Annotated in this window: 22 protein-coding genes and 1 pseudogene; 11 read left to right on the top strand and 12 right to left on the bottom strand. The window is 62.0% G+C overall.

Features of this window, described 5'->3' with window-relative positions; all coding sequences use genetic code 11:
* The first annotated feature begins 681 nt into the window (after positions 1 to 681).
* Entirely contained in the window at positions 682 to 1,404 is a 723-nt protein-coding gene (locus PBDP_RS22455; protein ID WP_109753939.1) for a response regulator, read from the top strand.
* Positions 1,401 to 3,011 carry an ATP-binding protein gene (locus tag PBDP_RS22450; RefSeq protein ID WP_109753940.1) on the top strand — a complete coding sequence of 537 codons (1,611 nt, stop codon included), beginning with the start codon at positions 1,401 to 1,403 and terminating at the stop codon, positions 3,009 to 3,011. The genes PBDP_RS22455 and PBDP_RS22450 overlap by 4 nt, the downstream gene beginning before the upstream one ends.
* A gap of 105 nt (positions 3,012 to 3,116) precedes the next feature.
* Here the strand turns inward: PBDP_RS22450 and PBDP_RS22445 are convergent, their stop codons facing one another.
* A complete protein-coding gene (locus PBDP_RS22445; RefSeq protein ID WP_212801344.1) occupies positions 3,117 to 3,842 on the bottom strand; it encodes a 4'-phosphopantetheinyl transferase family protein in 726 nt (241 codons plus the stop codon).
* A gap of 200 nt (positions 3,843 to 4,042) precedes the next feature.
* Complete coding sequence (locus tag PBDP_RS22440) at positions 4,043 to 4,831, bottom strand: dienelactone hydrolase family protein (protein WP_116833259.1); 789 nt, start codon at positions 4,829 to 4,831, stop codon at positions 4,043 to 4,045.
* 143 nt (positions 4,832 to 4,974) lie between these two features.
* Here PBDP_RS22440 and PBDP_RS22435 point away from each other — a divergent pair, with 143 nt between their 5' ends.
* The 3 genes from PBDP_RS22435 (at position 4,975) to PBDP_RS22425 (ending at position 7,701) form a co-directional block, all read left to right on the top strand.
* Positions 4,975 to 5,574 (top strand): hypothetical protein, encoded by a 600-nt coding sequence (locus PBDP_RS22435; protein ID WP_109753943.1) that lies wholly within the window; start codon positions 4,975 to 4,977, stop codon positions 5,572 to 5,574.
* Positions 5,575 to 5,680: 106 nt separating this feature from the next.
* A complete protein-coding gene (locus PBDP_RS22430; RefSeq protein ID WP_109753944.1) occupies positions 5,681 to 6,358 on the top strand; it encodes a response regulator in 678 nt (225 codons plus the stop codon).
* Positions 6,355 to 7,701, top strand: a complete 1,347-nt coding sequence (locus tag PBDP_RS22425) for an ATP-binding protein (protein WP_109753945.1) — start codon at positions 6,355 to 6,357, stop codon at positions 7,699 to 7,701. Before PBDP_RS22430 ends, PBDP_RS22425 begins: the two co-directional genes overlap by 4 nt.
* Positions 7,702 to 7,862: 161 nt before the next feature.
* On the opposite strand, the gene PBDP_RS22420 is transcribed toward PBDP_RS22425, so the two are convergent.
* On the bottom strand, positions 7,863 to 8,861 hold the full coding sequence (locus PBDP_RS22420; RefSeq protein ID WP_212801343.1) for an AraC family transcriptional regulator: 999 nt from the start codon (positions 8,859 to 8,861) through the stop codon (positions 7,863 to 7,865).
* A gap of 332 nt (positions 8,862 to 9,193) precedes the next feature.
* Between PBDP_RS22420 and PBDP_RS22415 the strand changes: the two genes are divergently transcribed.
* Together PBDP_RS22415 and PBDP_RS22410 are read left to right on the top strand one after the other, a co-directional pair.
* Entirely contained in the window at positions 9,194 to 10,546 is a 1,353-nt protein-coding gene (locus PBDP_RS22415) for a dicarboxylate/amino acid:cation symporter (RefSeq protein ID WP_109753947.1), read from the top strand.
* Between the two features lie 313 nt (positions 10,547 to 10,859).
* Positions 10,860 to 12,041, top strand: a complete 1,182-nt coding sequence (locus PBDP_RS22410) for a CaiB/BaiF CoA transferase family protein (RefSeq protein ID WP_109753948.1) — start codon at positions 10,860 to 10,862, stop codon at positions 12,039 to 12,041.
* Positions 12,042 to 12,161: 120 nt separating this feature from the next.
* On the opposite strand, the gene PBDP_RS22405 is transcribed toward PBDP_RS22410, so the two are convergent.
* The gene (locus PBDP_RS22405) at positions 12,162 to 12,656 is read right to left on the bottom strand and encodes a SprT family zinc-dependent metalloprotease (RefSeq protein ID WP_109753949.1); all 495 of its coding nucleotides are present in this window, start codon (positions 12,654 to 12,656) and stop codon (positions 12,162 to 12,164) included.
* A gap of 159 nt (positions 12,657 to 12,815) precedes the next feature.
* Positions 12,816 to 13,418 carry a Yip1 family protein gene (locus PBDP_RS22400; protein WP_039591896.1) on the bottom strand — a complete coding sequence of 201 codons (603 nt, stop codon included), beginning with the start codon at positions 13,416 to 13,418 and terminating at the stop codon, positions 12,816 to 12,818.
* Positions 13,419 to 13,829: 411 nt separating this feature from the next.
* On the opposite strand from PBDP_RS22400, the gene ttcA reads away from it, so the two are divergent.
* Both ttcA and PBDP_RS22390 read left to right on the top strand, forming a co-directional pair.
* Positions 13,830 to 14,654 (top strand): tRNA 2-thiocytidine(32) synthetase TtcA, encoded by an 825-nt coding sequence (ttcA, locus tag PBDP_RS22395; protein WP_003204698.1) that lies wholly within the window; start codon positions 13,830 to 13,832, stop codon positions 14,652 to 14,654.
* 60 nt (positions 14,655 to 14,714) lie between these two features.
* Complete coding sequence (locus PBDP_RS22390) at positions 14,715 to 15,389, top strand: DNA-3-methyladenine glycosylase I (RefSeq protein ID WP_109753950.1); 675 nt, start codon at positions 14,715 to 14,717, stop codon at positions 15,387 to 15,389.
* Between the two features lie 88 nt (positions 15,390 to 15,477).
* Here the strand turns inward: PBDP_RS22390 and PBDP_RS22385 are convergent, their stop codons facing one another.
* The 3 genes from PBDP_RS22385 to arsC are packed head-to-tail and all read right to left on the bottom strand — an operon-like array spanning position 15,478 to position 16,851.
* Positions 15,478 to 15,903 carry a DUF2069 domain-containing protein gene (locus PBDP_RS22385; protein ID WP_109753951.1) on the bottom strand — a complete coding sequence of 142 codons (426 nt, stop codon included), beginning with the start codon at positions 15,901 to 15,903 and terminating at the stop codon, positions 15,478 to 15,480.
* Positions 15,896 to 16,501, bottom strand: a complete 606-nt coding sequence (gene wrbA, locus PBDP_RS22380; RefSeq protein WP_109753952.1) for an NAD(P)H:quinone oxidoreductase — start codon at positions 16,499 to 16,501, stop codon at positions 15,896 to 15,898. Before wrbA ends, PBDP_RS22385 begins: the two co-directional genes overlap by 8 nt.
* Entirely contained in the window at positions 16,498 to 16,851 is a 354-nt protein-coding gene (gene arsC / locus PBDP_RS22375) for an arsenate reductase (glutaredoxin) (RefSeq protein WP_072411837.1), read from the bottom strand. The genes wrbA and arsC overlap by 4 nt, the downstream gene beginning before the upstream one ends.
* A gap of 114 nt (positions 16,852 to 16,965) precedes the next feature.
* On the opposite strand from arsC, the gene PBDP_RS22370 reads away from it, so the two are divergent.
* Positions 16,966 to 17,433: a TlpA disulfide reductase family protein gene (locus PBDP_RS22370; RefSeq protein WP_109753953.1), complete on the top strand. Its 468-nt coding sequence runs from the start codon at positions 16,966 to 16,968 to the stop codon at positions 17,431 to 17,433.
* Between the two features lie 188 nt (positions 17,434 to 17,621).
* On the opposite strand, the gene PBDP_RS22365 is transcribed toward PBDP_RS22370, so the two are convergent.
* From PBDP_RS22365 to PBDP_RS22350, 4 genes are all read right to left on the bottom strand, one after another.
* Positions 17,622 to 18,026: an META domain-containing protein gene (locus PBDP_RS22365; protein WP_109753954.1), complete on the bottom strand. Its 405-nt coding sequence runs from the start codon at positions 18,024 to 18,026 to the stop codon at positions 17,622 to 17,624.
* Positions 18,026 to 18,460: a hypothetical protein gene (locus PBDP_RS22360; protein ID WP_053124325.1), complete on the bottom strand. Its 435-nt coding sequence runs from the start codon at positions 18,458 to 18,460 to the stop codon at positions 18,026 to 18,028. Before PBDP_RS22360 ends, PBDP_RS22365 begins: the two co-directional genes overlap by 1 nt.
* A gap of 134 nt (positions 18,461 to 18,594) precedes the next feature.
* Positions 18,595 to 19,584 (bottom strand): 2-hydroxyacid dehydrogenase, encoded by a 990-nt coding sequence (locus PBDP_RS22355; RefSeq protein WP_109753956.1) that lies wholly within the window; start codon positions 19,582 to 19,584, stop codon positions 18,595 to 18,597.
* Positions 19,585 to 19,671: 87 nt separating this feature from the next.
* Positions 19,672 to 22,422, bottom strand: coding sequence for a response regulator (locus tag PBDP_RS22350; RefSeq protein WP_109753957.1), 2,751 nt, complete (start codon positions 22,420 to 22,422; stop codon positions 19,672 to 19,674).
* A gap of 173 nt (positions 22,423 to 22,595) precedes the next feature.
* Between PBDP_RS22350 and PBDP_RS22345 the strand changes: the two are divergent.
* A pseudogene (locus tag PBDP_RS22345) lies at positions 22,596 to 22,781 on the top strand (ATP-binding protein); the annotation flags it as partial.
* Between the last annotated feature and the right edge of the window lie 5 nt (positions 22,782 to 22,786).

Genomic DNA, 22,786 nt, shown 5'->3' with positions numbered 1-22,786 from the left:
CTGCAACACCCGTACCGTTTCGGTCGTTTTCGACCTTGAAACAGCTGCCATCCGCAGGGGCGGTCTGGGCTTGGGGAAATACGGTGTTTCAGCTGGACAGAAGCAAGAAAAGCGCTTGAATTCTCTGTCCGACTTGTGTTTGGTTTTTGGCCTGAAACCCTACATGTAGGGTTTTTTACGCGGCGGGCTACAAGATAATGCGTTTTCGGGGGGTATGCAACGTACTACCTGTGGATAAGCCTGTGCGTAATTTGTGTGAGAAACCTGGAACTGCTCTGTAGGCCGCGACCTAGCTGGAGTGGACCTTTTTTCATCGGTTTCGACGATCAGAAAACAGCCCGGTGGTTTTTGCGGGCGCGGACGTTACCACATAAAACCCACCCGATCGAAACACATTTGTCCGCTTGTTTTCTGTGCAGGTGACGTTTATACAATCGGCCCGTGCATGAGGGTGTTTATCCTCCTTTAACATGACAAAAAGACGGGAGGAGCTGTATCCGAAGCGGTCCCTTGTGGCGAGGGGATTTATCCCCGTTGGGCGGCGAAGCGGCCCAGAATTGGCGACCGTGCGGGTCAGACAGAACGCAGGGGGCCGCTTCGCGACCCAGCGGGGATAAATCCCCTCGCCACAAGGGGCGATGCTGATCCTTCCTTTTATATTCGCAGCAAGAGGGGCCCCCAGTGGAACAAGAAGCCTGGCAGATATTGATCGTCGAGGATGACCAGCGTCTGGCCGAGCTGACCCGGGAATACCTCGAAAGCAACGGACTGCGTGTCGCCATCGAAGGTGATGGCGCGGTGGCGGCCGCGCGGATCATCGCCGAGCAGCCGGACCTGGTGGTCCTCGACCTGATGCTGCCCGGCGAAGACGGCCTGAGCATCTGTCGCAAGGTGCGCGAGCAGTATGATGGGCCGATCCTGATGCTCACAGCTCGTAGCGACGACACCGATCAGATCCAGGGCCTGGACCTGGGCGCCGATGATTACGTCTGCAAGCCGGTGCGCCCGCGCTTGCTGTTGGCGCGCATCCAGGCCTTGCTACGGCGCAGTGAGCCGGAGCCGAGCGCCGCGCAAAAGCAGCGACGCCTGCAGTTCGGCCCACTGGTGGTCGACGATGCCCTGCGCGAGGCCTGGTTGCAGGGCAACGGTATCGAGCTGACCAGCGCTGAATTCGACCTGCTGTGGCTGTTGGTGTCCAATGCCGGGCGCATCCTGTCCCGGGAAGAAATCTTCACTGCCCTGCGCGGCATCGGGTATGACGGCCAGGACCGTTCCATCGATGTGCGCATTTCGCGCATCCGCCCCAAGATCGGCGACGACCCGGACCATCCACGGCTGATCAAGACCATCCGCAGCAAAGGCTACCTGTTCGTTCCTGAAGCTTGCGTAGACCTGGCGCCGTGAATTCGATCTTCCTGCGCATTTATGGCGGCATGTGCGCGGCACTGGTGCTGGTGGCGGTGCTCGGCGTACTGGCCCTGCACTTGCTCAACCAGACCCGTAGTGAGCAATACCGCGAGCGCCTGGCCCACGGCACGTTTTCGCTGATGGCTGACAACCTGCGGCCGATGAACGACACCGAACGGCGGCGAGCCTTGGCGGTGTGGGAGCGCCTGCTGGGCATCCCCCTGGCGTTGCAGACCTTCGCCCAGACCGACCTCGATCTCGGGCAGCGCACTCGCGTATTGCGCGGCCAGGCCTTGGTGGAACAGACCGGGCCGCATGCGGCGAAGGTCTATCGGCTGGTCAGCGATGGCGAGCAACTGATGCTGGTGGGGGAGGTCCAGCAGATAAGCGAACAACTGGCCCGTGCGACTATTTACCTGCTGGCCGACGAATTGGTGCGCTACCCGGTGGGTGAGCAGCCCGAACGGCTCGCGCAACTCAAGGAGGAAAAAGGCTTCGGTTTCGACTTGCGACTGATGACCGTCGTACAGGCGGACATGGACGAAGACCAGCGCCGTCGGGTGTCCGAGGGCGATACGGTGATGGCCCTGGGCAAGGGCGGCGACTCCATCCGGGTATTCGCCGGCATGGTCGGCACGCCATGGGTGCTGGAGATCGGTCCGCTGTACCAGATGAACCCTTATCCGCCGCAATGGCTGGTGCTGATCGCGGCGCTGGGGTTGAGCCTGATCGGGTTGATCGTCTACCTGTTGGTGCGTCAACTGGAGCGGCGCTTGCGTGGCCTGGAGTCAGCCGCCACCCAGATCGCCCAGGGCAGCCTGGAAACCCGGGTGCCGGCCCGCGGTGCCGATTCGGTCGGGCGACTGGCCGCGGCCTTCAACGGCATGGCCGAGCACTTGCAGCAACTGTTGGCGATTCAGCGGGAGCTGGTGCGCGCGGTGTCCCACGAATTGCGCACACCGGTGGCGCGCCTGCGCTTCGGCCTGGAAATGCTCGGCAGCGCCACCACGCCCCAGGCCCGGGACAAGTACCTGGCGGGCATGGACCACGACATCGAGGACCTGGATCGGCTGGTGGACGAAATGCTCACCTACGCGCGCCTGGAACAAGGCTCACCGGCCTTGAATTTCCAACGGGTGGATCTGGACGCGCTGGTCAATCAAGTGATCGATGAGCTGGGGCCGTTGCGGGCCGGAATCACGGTCGAGCGCGGTCTATGCCTGTCGGCCGCCGATTGCGACGGCGCCTGGGTCGAGGCCGAACCGCGCTTCCTGCATCGCGCCCTGCAGAACCTGGTGGGCAATGCCATGCGCCACGCCAATTCCCGGGTCACCGTCAGTTACCAGGTGGGCCAGTTGCGCTGTCGGGTGGACGTGGAAGACGACGGGCCCGGCGTGCCGGAAGCGGCCTGGGAACGGATCTTCAAACCCTTCCTGCGCCTGGACGACAGCCGCGCCCGGGCTTCGGGCGGCCATGGGCTGGGGCTGTCGATCGTGCGGCGAATCATCCACTGGCACGATGGTCGGGCGCTGATCGGCAAGAGCAAGAGCCTGGGCGGGGCCTGTTTCAGCTTGAGTTGGCCGAGGCATCAGGACAGGTCTTGAGAGATGTGGCGACCCCATCGCGAGCAAGCTCGCTCCCACAGGTGTACGCATGCCAATGTGGGAGCGAGCCTGCTCGCGATGAGGCCCTCCCAAACACCACAAGCCTCAGGCCTTGATCCCTACCAGACTCAGCAGCTGCCCATCCTTCACCCCAAACTGCGCCTGCAGCTCACTGCCATGACGCCACTCGGCCGACAGGTCCGTCAGCAAGCGCAGCCGCACCTGCCCATCGTGTGTCCAGTCCAGCACTTCGGCATGCTCGAAATAAAAGCGCTGCCTGACGATGGGATACAGCGCCTTGAACAGGCTTTCCTTCACTGAAAAGGTCAGGGTCACCAGCAAGGCCCGGTCATCGCGCGTGAGCTGGGCCATACGCTGCAACTCTGGCGATGTGAGGATTTCACCGGCCAGGCGTTCGGCGCGCTCGGGGTCGAGCAGGTTCTCCACGTCCATGCCCAGCCCCTGCCAGTGTTCTTTTCTCGCGACGATTGCCGCTGCACGGCCAGTGCTGTGGGTGATCGAACCACTGACGTGAGCTGGCCACACCGGGGCACGGTCTTCGCCGATGGCCGGCACGCAGGTTTGACCGTCGAGCCTCTGCAAAGCCGCCCGGGCGCAGATCCGCCCGGCCAGGAATTCTGCCTGGCGCTTGGCTACCGAGCGCTGGATGCTTGCCGGTGGCTCGATGGCACTGTTAGGGAAGTCGGCGCCCACCAGCAACAACGGGTCGAAGCGGGTGCTCAGCAGCACCGTATCGGGCAGGGCGTCGGGCAATAGCCAGTGTTCATCCAGGGGCGAGCAACAGGCGGGCAGGGGGGGGAGTGTCTTCATGCCGGGCATTTTGCCGGGTTGCCGGGAGGCTGGGTAGTGGCGTGGTGTTTATGTGGGGCATGGCTGGCTTTTGTGGCGAGGGAGCTTGCCGTGGGAGCAAGGCTTGCCCGCGATGAAGGCGATGTGGTCTTCCAGAAATCGAGTCGCCTGGGTCGCGAGCAAGCTTTGCTCCCACAATCCCCTCGCCACAGGGAGATGTGTCAGAAGATTTTCTTGAAGAATTTCTGCATATCCGCCCACGACTTCTCATCGGCTTCTTTGTTGTAGCCGATGTCCGGTCCGCCATGTTCGCCGTGGCTCAACCGGTCGGCGTCGGGGTTGCTGAAGCCGTGCTTGGCGCCTTCGAGGCTGACGAATTTATAGTCGGCACCGGCCTTGTCCATCTCGCTCTTGAACGCAGTGACGTTGTCCTGGGTGACCATGCTGTCCAGGGCTCCATGCTCGACCAGCACCTTGGCCTTGACGCTGCCCGGCGTTGCCGGGGTGTTGGTCACCAGCGCACCGTGGAAGCTCACTACGCCGGCCAGCGGCACGCCTTGGCGCGCTGCATCGAGTACTACCTTGCCTCCGAAGCAGTAGCCGATGGCGGCGAGTTTGTCCGGATCGGTCTGGGGCTGTTTCTTCAGCAGGTCCAATCCGGCCTGGAAACGGGCGCTGGCCGCCTTGCTGTCCTTGAGCGCCGCTTGCATGAAGGCCATGGCGTCCTTGGGATGCTCGGTGTTCTTGCCGTCGCCGTACATGTCGATGGCCAGGGCGCTGTAGCCCAGGCCCGCGAGGTCACGGGCGCGGCGCTTGGCGTAGTCGTTGAGCCCCCACCATTCATGCACCACTACCACACCTGGGCGCGGGCCTTTGACGGCGTCGTCATAGGCGTAATAACCGATCAGCTTGGTGCCGTCGGCGCTGGTGTAGGGGATTTCCTGGGTCTGGATGGCGGCGAGGCTCGCACCGCTAAAGGCCAGAAGTACAACTGCAAGCAGCCTGCGCATGATGGATCTCCTTAAAAAATGGTTCGCTCAGATTAGCCGATTCATTCAGCGCAGGTTCAGAGAACGTTCAAGGGGTGTTCAGGGACCGCTGGTTAACGTGACAGCGACTTCACACACCACCCACGTTGCAAAGGAACTTGATCATGACTGCTATGAAAAAACTGCTGTTGGCTTTCACCGTGCTGGGTGCCACTGCCATGGCCCACGCCGATGACAACTTCGCCAGCCTGACCCTTGGCCAGACCAGCGACAAAGTCAAGAAATCCAACGCCTTGGACAGCGCCCTGAACAACCCCAACGCCGACGGCGTCATCGGCAAGGACACCACGTATGGCCTGCGACTGGGCAAGCAAAACGACCAGGGCCGCTACTACGCCACCTACGACAACGTCTCGGGCACCCACAACGGCATCAAGTTGCGCCAGGAAAACCTGCTGGGCAGCTACGATGTGTTCTATCCGGTCACCAGCAGCACCAAACTGTTCGGCGGCGGCACGGCGGGCCTGACCAAGCTGACCCAGGACTCTCCCGGCTACAGCCGCGACAGCGACATCGGCTACGCGGTGGGCCTGCAAGGGGGCGTCCTGCAACAAATTTCGCAAAACACCTCGGTTGAACTGGGTTACCGTTACCTGCGCAGCAACGCCAGCACCGAGATGAGCCCGCACGGTGGCGACAAGGTCGGCTCGCTGGACCTGACCAGCAGCGCCCAGACGTACCTGTCCGCCAACTACACGTTCTAAGCGGTCGATGGTGAGCGTATCCAGCCGGATCGGTCGAAGACGATCCGGCGCCTTTCGTTGAGGTGCGTGGTGCTGGATTGTTTGATTTTGCCTGTGGAGAGGCTCCATGAAATTACTGGTCGTCGAAGACGAAGCGCTGTTGCGTCATCACCTGCAAACCCGTCTTAGCGACAGCGGCCATGTGGTGCAGGCCGTGGCCAATGCCGAAGAGGCCTTGTACCAGGTCCGCGAATTCAACCATGACCTGGCGGTGATCGACCTGGGCCTGCCGGGCATCAGCGGGCTGGAGCTGATCCGCCGGCTGCGCTCCCAGGACAAGACGTTTCCGATCCTGATCCTGACCGCCCGCGGCAACTGGCAGGACAAGGTCGAAGGCCTGGCCGCCGGCGCCGATGACTACGTGGTCAAGCCGTTCCAGTTCGAAGAGCTGGAGGCCCGCCTGAATGCCCTGCTGCGTCGCTCCAGCGGCTTCACCCAGTCGACCATCGTGGCTGGCCCGCTGTTGCTCGACCTCAATCGCAAGCAGGCGTCCCTGGGCGACGAGCCGCTGGCGCTGACCGCCTACGAATACCGAATCCTTGAATACCTGATGCGTCATCACCAGCAGGTGGTCGCCAAGGATCGCTTGATGGAACAGCTTTATCCCGATGACGATGAGCGCGATCCCAATGTCATCGAAGTGCTGGTCGGGCGCCTGCGCCGCAAGCTGGAAGCCCCCGCCGGCTTCAAACCCATCGACACCGTGCGCGGCCTGGGCTACCTGTTCAACGAGCGCTGCCAGTGATTCGTTCGCTTCGGCTGCGGTTGATGCTGGCTGCCATGACCTTGGCAGTGCTGTTCATGCTGGCACTGTTGCCGGCCATGCAAGGCGCGTTCAGCCTGGCGTTGCAGGAGTCCATCGAGCAACGCCTGGCCTCGGACGTGACCACGCTGATTTCCGCCGCCCGGGTGGAAAACAACCGCTTGAAGATGCCGACGCAACTGCCCGATGAGCGCTTCAACCTCGCTGACGCCCGCCTGCTGGGCTACATCTATGATCGCGAGGGGCGGCTGGTGTGGCGCTCCAAGGCCACCCAGGAAGAAAACATCAATTACACGCCGCGTTATGACGGCCAGGGCAATCAGTTCGCGCGCATTCGCGAGAACGACGGCCAGGAGTTTTTTGTCTATGACGTCGAGATCAAGCTGCTCGGCGGCCAGAACGCGGCGTTCAGCATCGTCACCCTGCAACCGGTGCGCGATTACGAGGTGACCCTGCAAGGCTTGCGGGACAATCTCTACCTGGGCTTCGGCGCTGCCTTGGTGGTGCTGCTGGCGCTGCTGTGGATCGGCTTGACCTGGGGCCTGCGGGCGCTACGACGGCTGAGTCAGGAGCTGGACGAGATCGAAAGCGGAGCCCGGGAAAGCCTCAGTACCGAGCACCCTCGGGAGCTGTTGCGCCTGACCGGTTCCCTCAACCGCCTGCTCTACAGCGAACGGGAGCAGCGCAGCCGTTACCGCGACTCTCTCGATGACCTGGCCCACAGCCTGAAAACCCCGCTGGCGGTATTGCAGGGTGTCAGCGAAGACATGGCCCGGCGTCCCGAGGATCGTGGGCAGGCCTGGGTGTTGCAGAGCCAGATCGAGCGCATGAGCCAGCAGATCGGCTATCAGTTGCAGCGCGCCAGCCTGCGCAAAAGCGGGCTGGTGCGCCATCAGGTGCGCTTGCGCCCGGTGCTGCAAAGCCTGTGCGATACCTTGGACAAGGTCTATCGCGACAAACGGGTCAATGTCAGTTTCGATCTGCCTGAGCAGTGTCAGGTGCCAATCGAACAGGGCGCCTTGCTGGAGATGCTCGGCAACCTGTTGGAGAACGCCTATCGGCTATGCCTGGGCGAGGTACGCGTGAGCGTGCACCAGACCCTCGGTGGCATGGAGTTGAGTGTCGAGGACGACGGGCCGGGCGTGCCACCGGATCAACGGGCGCGGATTCTCCAGCGTGGTGAGCGGCTGGATCGCCAGCATCCGGGGCAGGGCATTGGCCTGGCGGTGGTCAAGGACATCATCGACAGCTACGGCGCCAAGTTGACTTTGGGGGATTCAGAGCTGGGCGGGGCGGCGTTCCGGATTCATTTTCCGGTGGTTTGACTGGAATATTTCGCTGTGTCGGCGGGCCCCTGTGGCGAGGGAGCTTGCTCCCGCTGGGCTGCGAAGCGGCCCCAAAAATTTGCGAGCGCTGCGCACTCGAACGGGAGCAAGCTCCCTCGCCACAAGGGCCGGTAGATACACCACAGAAGTTGGATGTCCACTCAGTTCTCCAACTCCCTGTAAGCCCCCGGTGTCAGCCCCGTCCACTTCTTGAATGCCCGGTGAAACGCCGACGGTTCGGAGAAACCCAATTGCTCGGCGATCTGCTGCAACGACAGGTCCGCGCGTCCCAGGTGATAGATGGCGATATCCCGCCGCAACTGATCCTTGAGTTCCTGGAAGCTGGTGCCTTCCTCCCGCAAGTGCCGGCGCAAGGTCTGCGGGCTGAGGTGCAGATGGGCGGCGACGGTGTCCAGGTCGGGCCAGCGTGCCGTGTCGCGGCTGAGCAGGCGGCGCAGTTGGCTGCTCAGGCTGTGGCCGTCGTCCGGACGCGACAGCAGGTCGGCGGGGGAGCGCTCGAGGAAATGCTTGAGGGTACGTTCGTCCTGCAGCAGCGGCATTTCCAGGTAGCGACTATGGAACAACAGGCTGCTGCTGCGGGCGTCGAACACCAGCGGACAGGGAAACAATAAGTCGTATTCGGCGCCGTGGGCGGGTTTGGTATAGCCGAAGGTCGCCTGTTCCAGGCCGATCCGCTGGCCGATCAGCCAACTGGCGAGGCGATGCCAGACCACCAGCAGGCTTTCAGTCAGGAAGTGATCGGGGTCCCAGAGCGTCGAATCGTCCAGCATCAGTCGCACTCGCTCGCCTTCGGTTTCCAGCGTCAGGCTCGGGGCGTCGGGGAACAGGCTGTAGAACAGCAAGCCACGCTGAAGAGCCTTGCCCAGGGTCCGACAGTGAATCAACGCGTGACACATCATGGCAAACGTCCCGGGTTTACTCGCCGCCCGGCCGAATCCCAGGTATTCGTCCCCCAGTGCCAGCCACAGAGCCTGCAACAGGCGGGCGAATTGCTCGGGCGCAATCCGCGCCCGCGGCTCATCCAACAGCTCAGGGCTGATGCCCAGCTGTTGCAGCAGGGGAAAATAGTCGAAGCCTTGCCGACGCGCACCGCCCAGGGCGGCGCGGGCGAAGTGGCTGGCGATCGTGCGTTGGCGCATGGCTGAAATCCGTCCGTTAAGCGGGCGATGGTAGCAGGGGGGGAGGGCTGAACAAGGCGGATATCCGCCAAATCCCGGAATGCGAAACGGCTTGTAGGCGGAAATCCGCCACCTTACACGTCACGTTTAATCCCTGTGGAATCCGCTAACCCGTCTGCTATACCGGATGTAGGGGGTTTCGCAAAAATGGCACGCGCTTTGCGAAGGGTTAGGTAGGTCTGCCGCGTGCAGCCGACAAAAAACAAATCCCTCCAGTGCAGGAGGGTTCGCAATTGAGGTGCCGTTGATGACAGGTGGATGTCGTCATGCGGGACTCTTGAGGAAGGTTTGCCATGACGACTCGTCAGCCACTGTACAAATCCCTGTATTTCCAGGTGATCGTAGCCATTGCCATCGGTATTTTGCTCGGCCACTTCTACCCGCAGACCGGTGTTGCCCTCAAGCCATTCGGCGACGGGTTCATCAAACTGATCAAAATGGTCATCGCCCCCATCATCTTCTGTACCGTCGTCAGCGGCATCGGCGGCATGCAGAACATGAAATCGGTGGGCAAGACTGGCGGCTATGCGCTGCTGTACTTCGAAATCGTCTCCACCATCGCCCTGCTGATCGGCCTGGTCGTGGTCAACGTCGTACAGCCGGGCGTCGGCATGCACATCGACGTGGCAACCCTGGACACCAGCAAGATCGCCGGTTTCATCTCGGCCGGTAAAGACCAGAGCATCGTCGCCTTCATCCTCAACGTGATCCCGAACACCATCGTGGGTGCGTTCGCCAACGGCGACATCCTGCAAGTGTTGATGTTCTCGGTGCTCTTCGGTTTCGCCCTGCATCGCCTGGGTGCCTACGGCAAGCCGGTGCTGGACTTCATCGATCGCTTCGCCCACGTGATGTTCATCATCATCAACATGATCATGAAGCTGGCGCCTATCGGTGCGTTCGGTGCCATGGCCTTCACCATCGGTGCCTACGGTGTCGGTTCGCTGGTGCAACTGGGCCAGCTGATGATCTGCTTCTACATCACCTGCGTGGTGTTCGTGCTGGTGGTGCTGGGCGCCATCTGCCGCGCCCACGGCTTCAGCGTGGTCAAGCTGATCCGCTACATCCGTGAAGAACTGCTGATCGTGCTGGGTACTTCCTCGTCGGAATCGGCCCTGCCACGCATGCTGATCAAGATGGAGCGCCTGGGTGCCAAGAAGTCGGTCGTAGGCCTGGTCATCCCGACTGGCTACTCGTTCAACCTCGACGGTACTTCGATCTACCTGACCATGGCTGCGGTGTTCATCGCCCAGGCCACCGACACCCCAATGGACCTGACTCACCAGATCACCCTGCTGCTGGTGCTGCTGCTGTCGTCCAAAGGTGCTGCTGGCGTGACCGGTAGCGGTTTCATCGTACTGGCGGCCACCCTGTCGGCCGTGGGCACCTTGCCGGTGGCCGGCCTTGCACTGATCCTGGGTATCGACCGCTTCATGTCCGAAGCCCGCGCCCTGACCAACCTGGTGGGCAACGCCGTTGCCACGATCGTGGTTGCCAAGTGGGTCAAGGAGCTGGACGAGAACCAACTGCAGACCGAACTGGCTTCCGGCGGTCGCGGTATCTCCGACGTCCGTGAAGATGACGAGCAGATTGCGGCGGCGCAGATTGCAGCGGCAGAGTCCTCTGCTCCAGGCGCTGTGAAGTAAGCTACAGGCTGCAATGAAAAACCCGCTTCGGCGGGTTTTTTATTGCGCCTGAGTTCGCAAGATAAGTGTGCTTTTGTGCCAAGGGGATTTATCCCACACTCTGTGGGAGCAAGGCTTGCCCGCGATGAAGGCGATGCGGTCTTTCAGGATTGAGGCGCCTGTTTCGCGAGCAAGCTTTGCTCCCACAGCCCAGCGTCGCCACACGGATCTGTGCCAGCCATGAGCACAATCGTCATTCGATGTGACACCTGCGGTAATTGCCCCACCGCCAACCCCTGCCTAGTCTTTCACCATCACCCCTCGGAGATCGCTCATGCAAGGTCCACTGGCATCGCTCAAGGTTCTGGACTTCTCGACCCTGCTGCCCGGCCCGTTCGCCTCGCTGTTGCTGGCGGACATGGGAGCCGAGGTGTTGCGCATCGAGTCGCCGACCCGCCAGGACCTTTTGCGGGTACTACCGCCCCATGACCGGGGCGTATCGGCCAGCCACGCCTACCTCAACCGCAACAAGCGCAGCCTGGCCCTGGACCTCAAGCAACCGCAAGCGTTGGAGGTGGTCACGCAGTTGCTGGCGGACTACGACATCCTGCTGGAGCAGTTCCGCCCTGGCGTGATGGAGCGACTGGGCCTGGGGTATGAGGCCTTGAAGGCGATCAACCCACGGTTGATCTATGTGTCGATCACCGGCTATGGCCAGACCGGCCCCTATAAGGACCGCGCCGGGCACGACATCAACTACCTGGCCTTGGCGGGGCTGGCCAGTCATACCGGCCGCGCCGACAGCGGCCCACTGCCGCTGGGGATCCAGGCGGCGGACATTGCTGGCGGTTCGCTACACGGGGTGATCGGGCTGTTGGCGGCGGTGATTGCCCGTCAGCAGACCGGGCAGGGCCAGCACCTGGATGTGAGCATGACCGACTGTGTATTCAGCCTGAACGCCATGGCCGGTGCCGGTTACCTGGCCTGTGGGGTGGAACCGGGTTGGGAAAACCAGATGCTCAACGGCGGCAGTTTCTACGACTATTACCGCACCCGCGATGGTCGCTGGATGTCGGTGGGCAGCCTGGAACCGGCCTTCATGCAGGCGCTGTGCGGGGCTTTGGGGCGACCGGAGTTGGCGGCCCAGGGGCTGTCGCCTCAACCCGAGCAACAGCGCATGCTCAAGCAGGCACTGCAAGCCGAGTTCGAGAAGCATGATTTCGCCGAGCTTTGCAGCTTGTTCGCCGGGATCGATGCCTGTGTCGAACCGGTGCTGAGTCTTGAGGAAACCATCAGGCATCCGCAGTTACAGGCTCGGGAGCTGGTGACACAGGTGCCCCGTGGCGATGGTTCGAGCCAGGCGCAGATGGCCTGTCCGCTGAAATTTTCCGAAGGGTTGCCCGAGCCTCGGCATATTGGCGCGGGGCTGGGGGTGCATACAGATCAGGTGTTGGGAGAGTTGGGGTTCAGTGTTGAGCGGATTGCTCAATTGCGCAGTGCCCAGGTGATTTTGTAGTGCTTTCAAGTGCCCTTCGCGAGCAGGCTCGCTCCCACAGTGGATCCATGTACGACGCAAATCCCCCTGTGGGAGCGAGCCTGCTCGCGATAGGGCCAGTCGAAACTCTACAAAAAATTGCTATTCGACCCGCGTCTCTCCACTGAACACCAAGGTCTGTCGACAACTACGACACAAATATCGCCGTCCCTGGCGCACCAGGCTGTGGCGCTGGGCCGAAAACGGGAAGTCACTGCCGTCGCAGGGGCATTTGTAGATGTAGCGGGTCACGCTGCGGCGTTTGATTTCGTAGGTGTGGCAACGGTTGGGCGGCAGTTCGTACACCCCGCGCATGATCAGTTGCCATTCTTCGCCATGGGGCTGGATGCGCTCGCCAAACAGTTGGTGGGCGATCAGGTGCGCGACTTCGTGAGCGACGGTCTGCTTGAGGAAGTCTTCGGCGTTTTCCCGGTACAACTGTGGATTGAAGCGCAGCAGATTCTCATGCAGGTGCGCGACACCGGCCTTCTGGCCACGCAACTTGAGGCTGACCACCGGGCGTTTGAAAGGACGTTTGAAAAAGGATTCGGCTTGTTGGTAACACTCTTCGACGCGGGTATTGAGTTGCTCGAGCATGCTTTACGGGTCTCCAGAAATCCGAGTATGCCGCAAGCGTCGGCCGTTGCGAATCGTTCAGGCGCCCAGTGGTCGTTTCCACCCTCGCAAACACAGGAAGGCCGCCTTGCGGCGGCCTGTGTTGGCAGATCCTGCTTCTTATTGGAGAGCTTCAATCATTCAGTTGGTATACACCGGGCCGACGCCCAGCCCCCAGACGATGACCGTGAACGCCATGATTGCCACCAGCACTACCAGGCCGACGGCGAGCACCGAACTGGAAAACAGGAAACCTTCGTCCTGGGGAATGTTCATGAACGTTGGCAGGCCCACATACAGCAGGTAGACCGTGTAGCAGATCGCCGCCGTGCCGACGATCATCCCCAGCCACATGTGCGGGTAGAGCGCCGCCAGGCCGCCGATGAACAAAGGTGTTGCGGTGTAGGTGGCGAACGCAACGCAACGGGCCAGGCTCGGATTGGCATCATAGGTGCGGGCCATCCAATGGATGAAAGCCCCCATCACTGCCACACCGCCCAACATGGCCAGGTACGACATGATGGTCATCCACAGCGCGCTTTCCTGGGTGAGCATGACCGGTGGGCGATTGCCGATGACCCATCCTACCTGTGTGGTACCGATGAACGCCGACACGGCGGGAATAGCCGCCAGGATCAGCGTGTGGGTGAGGTACATGTGGCTGATGCTTTCCTCCTGATCGCCACGGATTTCTTTCCATTCTTGATCAGGGTGGGTAAAGAGCCCCACGACATGATGGATCATAGTCAGTCACTCCTTTGTTATTGCCATCGCCCCCCAACGGAGCGCCTACGGGCCAAATGGCCGGGTAAGTAAAGGTCTGTAAGTGTGTGCGACCTTATGTCGCAGTATAGAAAGGAGTCGCCGCGAGGGGGATGGGGGGCTTAGAGCAAATCGCGCTGTAGGCGATGGTGTTAATCGCCGATGGGTCTGTACATGACTTGGCAACGAAATTCACTTTGTGGCGAGGCGATTGTGGGAGCAAGGCTTGCTTGCGATGGAAGCGATGCGGTCTTTCAGAAACCGAGGCGTCTGTTTCGCGAGCAAGCTTTGCTCCCACAATCTTGACCACAACAGTGGTGCATCAACCCTTCGCCGACGGCGGATTTTTGCGTAAAATGCCGGCCTTTCGTCACACCTCACGGATTTCGCGTCATGGGCACTCTTACGGTCAACCAGAACAAACTGCAAAAGCGCCTGCGCCGCCAGGCCGGTGAGGCGGTCGCCGATTTCAACATGATCGAGGACGGCGACAAGGTCATGGTCTGCCTGTCCGGTGGCAAGGACAGCTACACCTTGCTCGATGTGCTGATGCATCTGCAGAAGGTTGCGCCGATCAAGTTCGACATCGTCGCGGTGAACATGGACCAGAAACAACCCGGTTTCCCCGAGCATGTGCTGCCTGCCTACCTCGAGTCGCTGGGCGTGGAGTACCACATCGTCGAGAAAGACACCTATTCGGTGGTCAAGGAACTGATTCCCGAAGGCAAGACCACCTGCTCGCTGTGCTCACGCCTGCGGCGCGGCACGCTCTACACCTTCGCCGACGAGATCGGTGCGACCAAGATGGCCCTGGGTCACCACCGTGACGACATCGTCGAAACGTTCTTTTTGAACATGTTCTACAACGGCTCGCTCAAGGCCATGCCGCCCAAGCTGCGCGCCGATGACGGGCGCAATGTGGTGATCCGCCCGCTGGCCTATTGCAGCGAGAAAGACATCCAGGCCTATTCGGATTTCAAGCAGTTCCCGATCATCCCCTGCAACCTCTGCGGCTCCCAGGAAAACCTGCAACGCCAGGTGGTCAAGGAGATGCTTCAAGAATGGGAGCGCAAGACCCCGGGCCGTACCGAGAGCATTTTCCGCGGCTTGCAGAATGTCATCCCATCGCAACTGGCGGACCGCAACCTGTTCGACTTCACCAACCTGCGCATCGACGAAAACGCCACGCCGCGGTTCGTCAATGTGGTGAACCTCTGACGAGGGCAAGGGCTTTATTCACGGCGCTCGCGGGCGCCGTTTTCATTTCAGGGAGAGGGCATGCGCGATTACAAGTGGTTACACGAGTATTGTCTGAACCGCTTCGGTTCGGCGGCTGAACTGGAAGCTCACCTGCCGGTTCCCAAGACCCCGGCGCAACTGCGCAAGATCAGCGACGACCGCTACCTCTCGACCATGGCGCTGCGGGTCTTCCGTGCCGGGCTCAAGCACAGCCTGGTGGACGCCAAGTGGCCGGCCTTCGAAGAGGTGTTCTTCAAGTTCGATCCGGAAAAAGTCGTGCTGATGAGCGCCGAGCACCTGGAGCGGCTGATGCAGGACGCACGGATCATTCGCCACCTGGGCAAGCTCAAGAGCGTGCCGCGTAACGCGCAACTGATATTGGACGTGGCCCATGAAAAGGGCAGCTTCGGCGCGCTGGTAGCCGACTGGCCGGTGACCGATATCGTCGGCCTGTGGACCTATCTGAAAAAGCATGGCCATCAGTTGGGTGGCCTATCGGCACCGCGCTTCCTGCGCATGATGGGCAAGGACACCTTCGTGCCCAGCTATGACGTGGTGGCGGCGCTCAATGCCCAGGACATCATCGACAAAGTCCCCACCAGCCTGCGCGACCTGGCGACAGTGCAGAACGCCTTCAACCAGTGGCATGAAGAGAGTGGGGGACGGCCGATGAGCCAGATTTCGATGATGCTGGCGTATACCGTGAATCATTGAGATCGCATCGCGAGCAGACTCGCCCCACACTGGATCTGTGGCGTTCACAACACCTCTGTGGGAGCGAGCCTGCTCGCGATAGCAATTTTCAGGCGACGGAAATATCGCCTTCGCCCGCGAGTCGTCGATTCAACTGAAACCGCCACCGCACATACAACAACGCCGAGCAGAACACCGCCACGCTTGCCGCCATTTCCAGCGCGCCGAACAGCTGCCGGTTGGGGTCATAGACCGCCAACGCGCCCTTGATGAAATACAGGTTCACCACAAAGCACATCCACGAATGCCCGCGGGCGCTGCCAGTGAGCATACCTGGCGCCAGGATCAACAGTGGCACCAGTTCGATCAGCAAAATCACCCAGGGCCGCGCGCCGTGCAGGTCGGCAACCAGCAGGTAGTACCCGCTGAGCAACCCCACCAGGCCGAAAAAGCACAGCAGGCTGAGGGTCCGGGCGATGCGTACGCGCGGTTCCAGCCACTGGATAGGAGGCAGGATCTTCGGCTTCTTAGCCACGGCCGTTCTCCAGCAGCAGGGCGGTTTTCGCCAGGCGCGAACCCAGGGCCCGGCACAGCGCGACCTCATGTTCGTTCAAGCCGCTTTTACCGTCGGCCCCGGCGTGATGGCTCGGGCCGTAAGGTGTGCCGCCGCCCTGGGTGTCGATCAGGGCCGATTCGCTGTAGGGCAGGCCGGTGATCAGCATGCCGTGGTGCAGCAGCGGCAGCATCATCGACAGCAACGTGGTTTCCTGGCCGCCGTGCAGGCTGGCGGTGGAGGTGAATACTCCGGCCGGTTTGCCCACCAGGGCGCCGGTCAGCCACAGGTTGCTGGTGCCGTCGAGAAAGTACTTGAGCGGCGCGGCCATGTTGCCGAAACGGGTCGGGCTGCCCAGGGCCAGGCCGGCGCAATTCTTCAAGTCATCGAGGCTGGCGTAGAGCGGGCCTTGCTCGGGGATGTCCGGAGCCACCGCTTCGCACTCGGTAGAAATCGCCGGCACCGTACGCAACCTGGCTTCCAGGCCGGCCTGTTCGACACCTCGGGCGATCTGCCGGGCCATTTCGTTGGTGGAGCCGCTGCGGCTGTAATACAACACCAGGATGTACGGTGTGGTCACGGCAGGATCTCCAGGATCTTCTCCGGCGGACGGCCAATCACGGCCTTTTCCCCGGCTTCAAGAATCGGTCGTTCCATGAGTTTCGGGTGAGCGGCAATGGCCGCGATCAACTGGGCCTGGCTCAGGCTTTCGTCGGCCAGGTTCAAGTCTTTGTATTCGTCCTCGCCGGTGCGCAGCAGTTGCCGTGCTGTGATGCCGAGCTTGCCCAGCAGACGCTCCAATTGCGCAGCGTCGAGCGGGGTTTCCAGGTAGCGGACCACGGTGGGCGTCAGGCCACGGGCCTCCAACAGTTCCAGCGCACCGCGGGATTTGGAGCAGCGCGGGTTGTGATAAAGCGTCAGATCGGTCATGAGCGGGTCGCATCTTGCGTAAGGTGGCGGCTATTCTACTGTGCCGCGAAGTCCCTAGCACCTTAGAGAGGCGACGGGTCGCAGCAGCGTTCACATTCAGACAAGGATTGGTACATGACAAGGCGATTGACGGCGGCATTGATCTTCATGGGCAGCTTATTGCTCGCCGGCTGCGGGAACGACTACGGGGTGGACCAGAACGGTCAGGCCATCGCCTCGCAGCGGCTGGACAAACAGTGGGTGGTACTTAACTACTGGGCGGAATGGTGCGCACCGTGCCGCACCGAAATCCCGGAATTCAATGCCTTGGCCGAACAGCTCAAGGGCCGCAACGTCGGTGTGTTCGGGGTCAATTTCGACCAGGTGCAGGGCGAAGAACTCAAGAGCGCCAGCGACAAGATGGGGATTCGCTTCACGGTGTTGGCCCGGGATCCGGCCGAGATATTCGATCTTCCTCGCAGCGAAGGGCTGCCGGTGACTTACATCATCGATAACCAGGGCAAGGTGCGCGAGCAGTTGCTGGGGGAGCAGACGGCGGCGGGGGTGATGGCCAAGCTGGAGGCGTTGCAAGCGTTCAAATAGCCCTGCTATGACAGGTGGGATACCTTGTGGCGAGGGGATTTATCCCCGCTGGGTCGCGAAGCGGCCCCAGATCTATTTGCTACTGCGGTGTGTCAGACGGGAAGCAGGGGCCGCTTCGCAGCCCAGCGGGGATAAATCCCCTCGCCACAGGGACCCATTCCAGATTCAGTTTTTTCGCCTTCCAGGCCTCAGCCTTCTTCCAGCCACCACCGCAGCGGCTTGCCCTGGGCCGGCCAGAAGCGCACTTGCTCGATGGGCGAGATGTCCCAGCGTTCGACTTTTTCCAGCGCCTGCAAAAAGCGCGCTTCTTGTTCCATCAGGGCTGGGGCACAGAGCTTGCGCGTGCTGCCGATCTTGCCGAAGCTCAAACGGTGGCCTTCCAGGGTATAGGGCGCGAACCAGTGGTTGCAGCCGCCGTTGCCATAGGCGCGACCGTCATCCCCAAGGGTGATGGTCAGGTGGCTGTAGTCCATCAATGGCCGTTCGCCGATCCATTCCAGGATGTAGCTGCGGTTGTGTTGCAGTTGCACAGGTTCAGCGGCACACCCCATCAGGCTCAGGCCGATCGACGCGCACAGGGCCAAACGTTTCATCAGGCGGCTTCCCGGCATTTCGGGCACAGGTGTTTTTCACCGACGGTGGTCCAGCCCAGTTCGGCGATTCGCGCGGTGGCGGCCGGTTTCTCGGCCTTGACGCCGAGCTTGGCATCGACGGCGAATTCGAAGCTCAGTTCCTTGGCGCAAGCGTCACAGTTGACCTGCCAGGTATGGATCGCCAGTTCGCCGAATACCGGGCCGGTGGTCATGGCGGTCCATTGGCCCATGGGCTTGAGCAGGTGCCGAACGGTGTCCACGGTCAGGCGCATGGACAAGTCCTTGCTGCCCTTGAGCGTGACGAGCAACACATCGTTGGCCTGGATCGAACCGCCGTTGCCGGTGACCTGGTAACGGCCCGGCGCCAAGGCGCGGACTTCGGTCAAGGTGTGCTGCGGGTTCATCAGGGTGTAGCGGAAATCGTGTTCGGCCATGGGTCCTCCAAATAGGCGCGATATGCTAGCACGGGGCATGGCTTGGGACAGTTCGGATGCTGGTCAGGCGACGAAATCCACTGTGGGAGCGAGCCTGCTCCCACAGGAGGTATGTGTTGGCTGATAGAGCGGGGTCAGCTATCCACCAGATTTTGTGGCGCGCCTTTCGCCCAGGCGGCGATGTTGTCCAGGGTCGTCATGGCAATCGCCGCCAGCGCTTCATGGGTCAGGAACGCCTGGTGAGCGGTGACGATCACGTTGGGGAAGGTCAGCAGCCGTGCCAGCACGTCGTCCTGCAAGGGCAGGTCGGAACGGTCCTTGAAGAACAACTGCGCCTCTTCTTCATAGACATCCAAGCCCAAATAGCCGAGCTGGCCGCTTTTCAAGGCCTCGATCAGGGCCGGCGTGTCCACCAGGCCGCCACGCCCGGTGTTGATCAACATCGCGCCGCGTTGCATGGCCGCCAATGAATCGGCATTGATCAGGTGCCGGCTCTGTTCGTTCAGCGGGCAGTGCAGGCTGATGATCTGCGCTTGTGCCAGCAGATCGGCCAAGGGCAAGTAGCGAGCCCCCAGGGCTTCGACCTGTGGGTTGGGATAGGGGTCGTAGGCTAGCAACTGGCAGCCGAAGCCGGCCATGATCCGCGCGAACGTAGCACCGATCTGCCCGGTACCGATCACACCGACGGTCTTGCCCACCAGGTCGAAACCGGTCAGCCCATGAAGGCTGAAGTTGCCGTCCCGGGTGCGGTTGTAGGCACGGTGCAGGCAGCGATTGAGGGCCATGATCAACGCCACGGCATGTTCGGCCACGGCATGGGGCGAGTAGGCTGGTACCCGGACGATGCTCAAGCCCAGGCGCTTGGCGGCGAGCAGGTCGACATGGTTGTAGCCGGCCGAGCGCAGGGCGATCAGCCGCGTGCCACCTTCGGCCAGCCGCTCCAGCACCGGGGCGCTGAGGTCATCGTTGATGAAGGCGCACACCACTTCATGGCGTTCGGCCAGGGCCACGGTGTCGAGGTTCAGGCGGGCGGGCTGGAATTGCAATTGAAGGCCCGCAGGCGTCGGGGCCTTGGTGAAACTGTCGCGGTCGTAGGTCTGGCTGCTGAAAAAAATCACGCGCATGGCGGCCTCCTGGTAAAAAACAAGCCCTACAGTCCGGGTAGGAGCATGGATTTTCAGCGATTCCGGTTCCAAGGGTATTGCCCTGGATCAGGCACTGATACGCGCTTCGCTCGCCAGGCGATTGATGGCACGCTCCAATTCTTCCAGGGCCGCGGCAGCCTTGGGGTCCTGTTGCTTGAGCAGGGTTTCGCTGCGCTGGCAGGCCGCACGCAACTGCGGCACGCCACAGTAGCGGGTGGCGCCGTGCAGGCGGTGGACCCGCTCGATCAGGGCGTTGTGATCGTTGGCCTCGCTGGCCTGGCGGATCGCTTCGCGATCGGCTTCCAGGGACGCCAGCAACATCGCCAGCATGTCCGCCGCCAGGTCGGCCTTGCCGGCGGCCAGGCGCAGGCCTTCCTCGTGATCGAGCACCAGCAGTTCGCTGCCGCCCTGGGCGTCGCCGCTGCGCTCCGGTGATTGGTTGCGCAGGGCCAGGCCGGTCCATTTGAGCACCACCTGGGCCAGTTGCCGTTCGCTGATGGGTTTGGTCAGGTAGTCATCCATGCCGCTTTGCAGCAGGGCACGCTTTTCGTTGGCCATGGCGTGGGCGGTGAGGGCGACGATCGGCAGCGGCGTGCAATGCCGCTCGCTTTCCCACTGGCGGATCGCCTCGGTGCTCTGGCGACCGTCCATGCCAGGCATCTGCACGTCCATCAAGACCAGGTCGAAGGTTTCTTTCTGCACGGCCTTGACCGCCGCGTAGCCGCTTTCCACCGCGAGCACCTTGGCGCCCATGTCTTCGAGCAGGGTCTGCACCAGCAGCAGGTTGGCCGGATTGTCATCCACGCACAGCACTTTGGGCGCGCGGCTGGCCACCGGTTCGTGGGGTTCGCTGCGGGTTGGTCGCGGGTTGACCAGATCGGAAAGCGAGCGGCGCAACTTGCGGGTGCAGGCCGGCTTGGCCTGCAACTGGCTGTGGGGGTTGGGCACCGAGAGGTGGTACAGGGTCTGTTCGGTAGTGGGGCACAGCACGAGCACTTTGCAGCCCAGGTGTTCAAGGTCCCAGATATGCTGGTTGAGGCGCTCCGGCGGCATGTCGTTACTGGTGATGCCCAGCACGGCCAGATCGATGGCCTGATCAGTCTGGTGGGCGACGGTGATGCCGTTGGTCAGGCTCTCCAGGGTATTGAACGGCGTCACTTGCAAGCCACAGTCTTCGAGCTGGTGCTGCAAGGCCTGGCGGGCCAGTTCATGATTCTCCAGCACCGCCACGCGCCGGCCCAGCAACGGCGGGCCAGGCAGGTCCTCGGCATCGTCACGGGTCTTGGGCAGGCGCAGGCTGATCCAGAATTCCGAGCCTTCGCCCGGTGTGCTGTCGACGCCGATCTCACCGCCCATCTGTTCCACCAGGCGCTTGGAAATCACCAGGCCCAGCCCAGTGCCACCCGGTTGCCGCGACAGCGAGTTGTCGGCCTGGCTGAACGCCTGGAACAGCGCCCGCACGTCCTGGTTGGACAGGCCGATGCCGGTGTCCTGGATGCTGATGCGCAACTGCACGCTGTCTTCGTGTTCGTCCTCGAGCATGGCCCGGGCGACGATGGTGCCCTCGCGGGTGAACTTGATGGCGTTGCTCACCAGGTTGGTCAGGATCTGCTTGAGGCGCAGTGGATCACCCACCAGCGACAGCGGTGTGTCCCGGTACACCAGGCTCACCAGTTCCAGTTGTTTGGCGTGGGCCGCGGGGGCGAGGATGGTCAGGGTGTCCTGCAACAGGTCCCGCAGGTTGAACGGAATGTTGTCGAGCACCAGCTTGCCGGCCTCGATCTTCGAAAAGTCGAGGATCTCGTTGATGATCCCCAGCAGGCTGTCGGCGGATTTCTCGATGGTGCCCAGGTAGTCGAGCTGGCGCGGGGTCAGTTCGCTTTTCTGTAACAGGTGGGTAAAGCCGAGGATGCCGTTGAGCGGCGTGCGGATTTCATGGCTCATGTTCGCCAGGAATTCGGATTTGATCCGGCTCGCTTCCAGAGCCTCCTTGCGGGCCAGGTCCAGCTCGATGTTCTGGATTTCGATGGTTTCCAGGTTCTGGCGCACGTCTTCGGTGGCCTGGTCGATGCTGTGCTGCAATTCTTCCTGGGCGTTCTGCAAGGTCCCGGCCATGCGATTGATGCCAGAGGCCAGTTCATCGAGCTCCTGGCTGCCCAGCGGTGGCAGGCGGGTTTCCAGATGGCCGTCCTTGAGTTGCGCCACGGCGTGCTTGATCTGGCCCAGCGGGCGGTTGATCGTGCGGCCCATGCGCAGGGCCAGCAGCGCGGTCAGGCCCAGGCAAACGGCGATCAACAGCAGGCTGGCGAACATACTGCGATAACCGCTTAGCAACATGCCGCTGTGAGACAACTCCAGCTCGACCCAGCCCAGCAGGCGGTCGGCTTCTTCAGGAATCAGTTCGCCCGCCAGGTTGCGGTGCTTGCCGAAGACCGGCAGCAGATACCGCGTGGCATCGTTGCCGGTGCGTTGCTGCAACTGCGCACTGTTCCCTTCCGGCGCCCGGTTGAGCATCGTCGGGCCGGCGTGGGCCAGGGGCGTGCGGTCGGGAGCGAGCAGGGTCACGGCGCGTACGTCCGCTTGCTCCAGGGACTGGGTGGCGATGCGTTCCAGCAGATCGGTGTCCTGGCGGCTCATGGCCGGGGCGACCAGCGGCGCGAGCTGTTCGGCGATCATCTCGCCACGTTGCAGCAATTGGGCGTGCAGGTCCGATTGCTGCATCCAGGTGAAATAGCCGCCCAGGACCAGCGCCATCAGGCTGGTCGGCAACAGGGTCAGCAACAGCACGCGGCCTTTGATTCCCAGTTTCTTGAGCACACTTGTCTCCTGCATCCAGCGGTCTGATTGAGCTTTGCGCGCATCCGGCACGCAATACCTGCGCAGTGTAGCGATTTGCGGGCGGGCGATCTTCGTAAAATTCATGTTCGCCGTGCATCGGATCGACCGGAGGGTTGTTGCAGCGCAACCTGCAATCGCTTGGTAGGTATTCGCTGGCAGACCAGGAATTCAACCGCATCTTCGATCGGTTCACCCGCCTTGATGGCTTCCGCCCGGCGAATGGTGGTTTCGGGTTGGGGCTGAGCAATGCGGTGGAACGTCAGGGAGGGCGGCTGTGGGCGCAGAGCGGCAGGAAGCGGGAACGGTTGAATGTGAGGTTGGTGGTTTGGCGCGGCTGATAAAT

This window comes from Pseudomonas sp. St290 (assembly GCF_018325805.1).
Lineage (GTDB): Bacteria > Pseudomonadota > Gammaproteobacteria > Pseudomonadales > Pseudomonadaceae > Aquipseudomonas > Aquipseudomonas bijieensis.
This window is presented reverse-complemented; position numbering and strand designations above follow the sequence as displayed.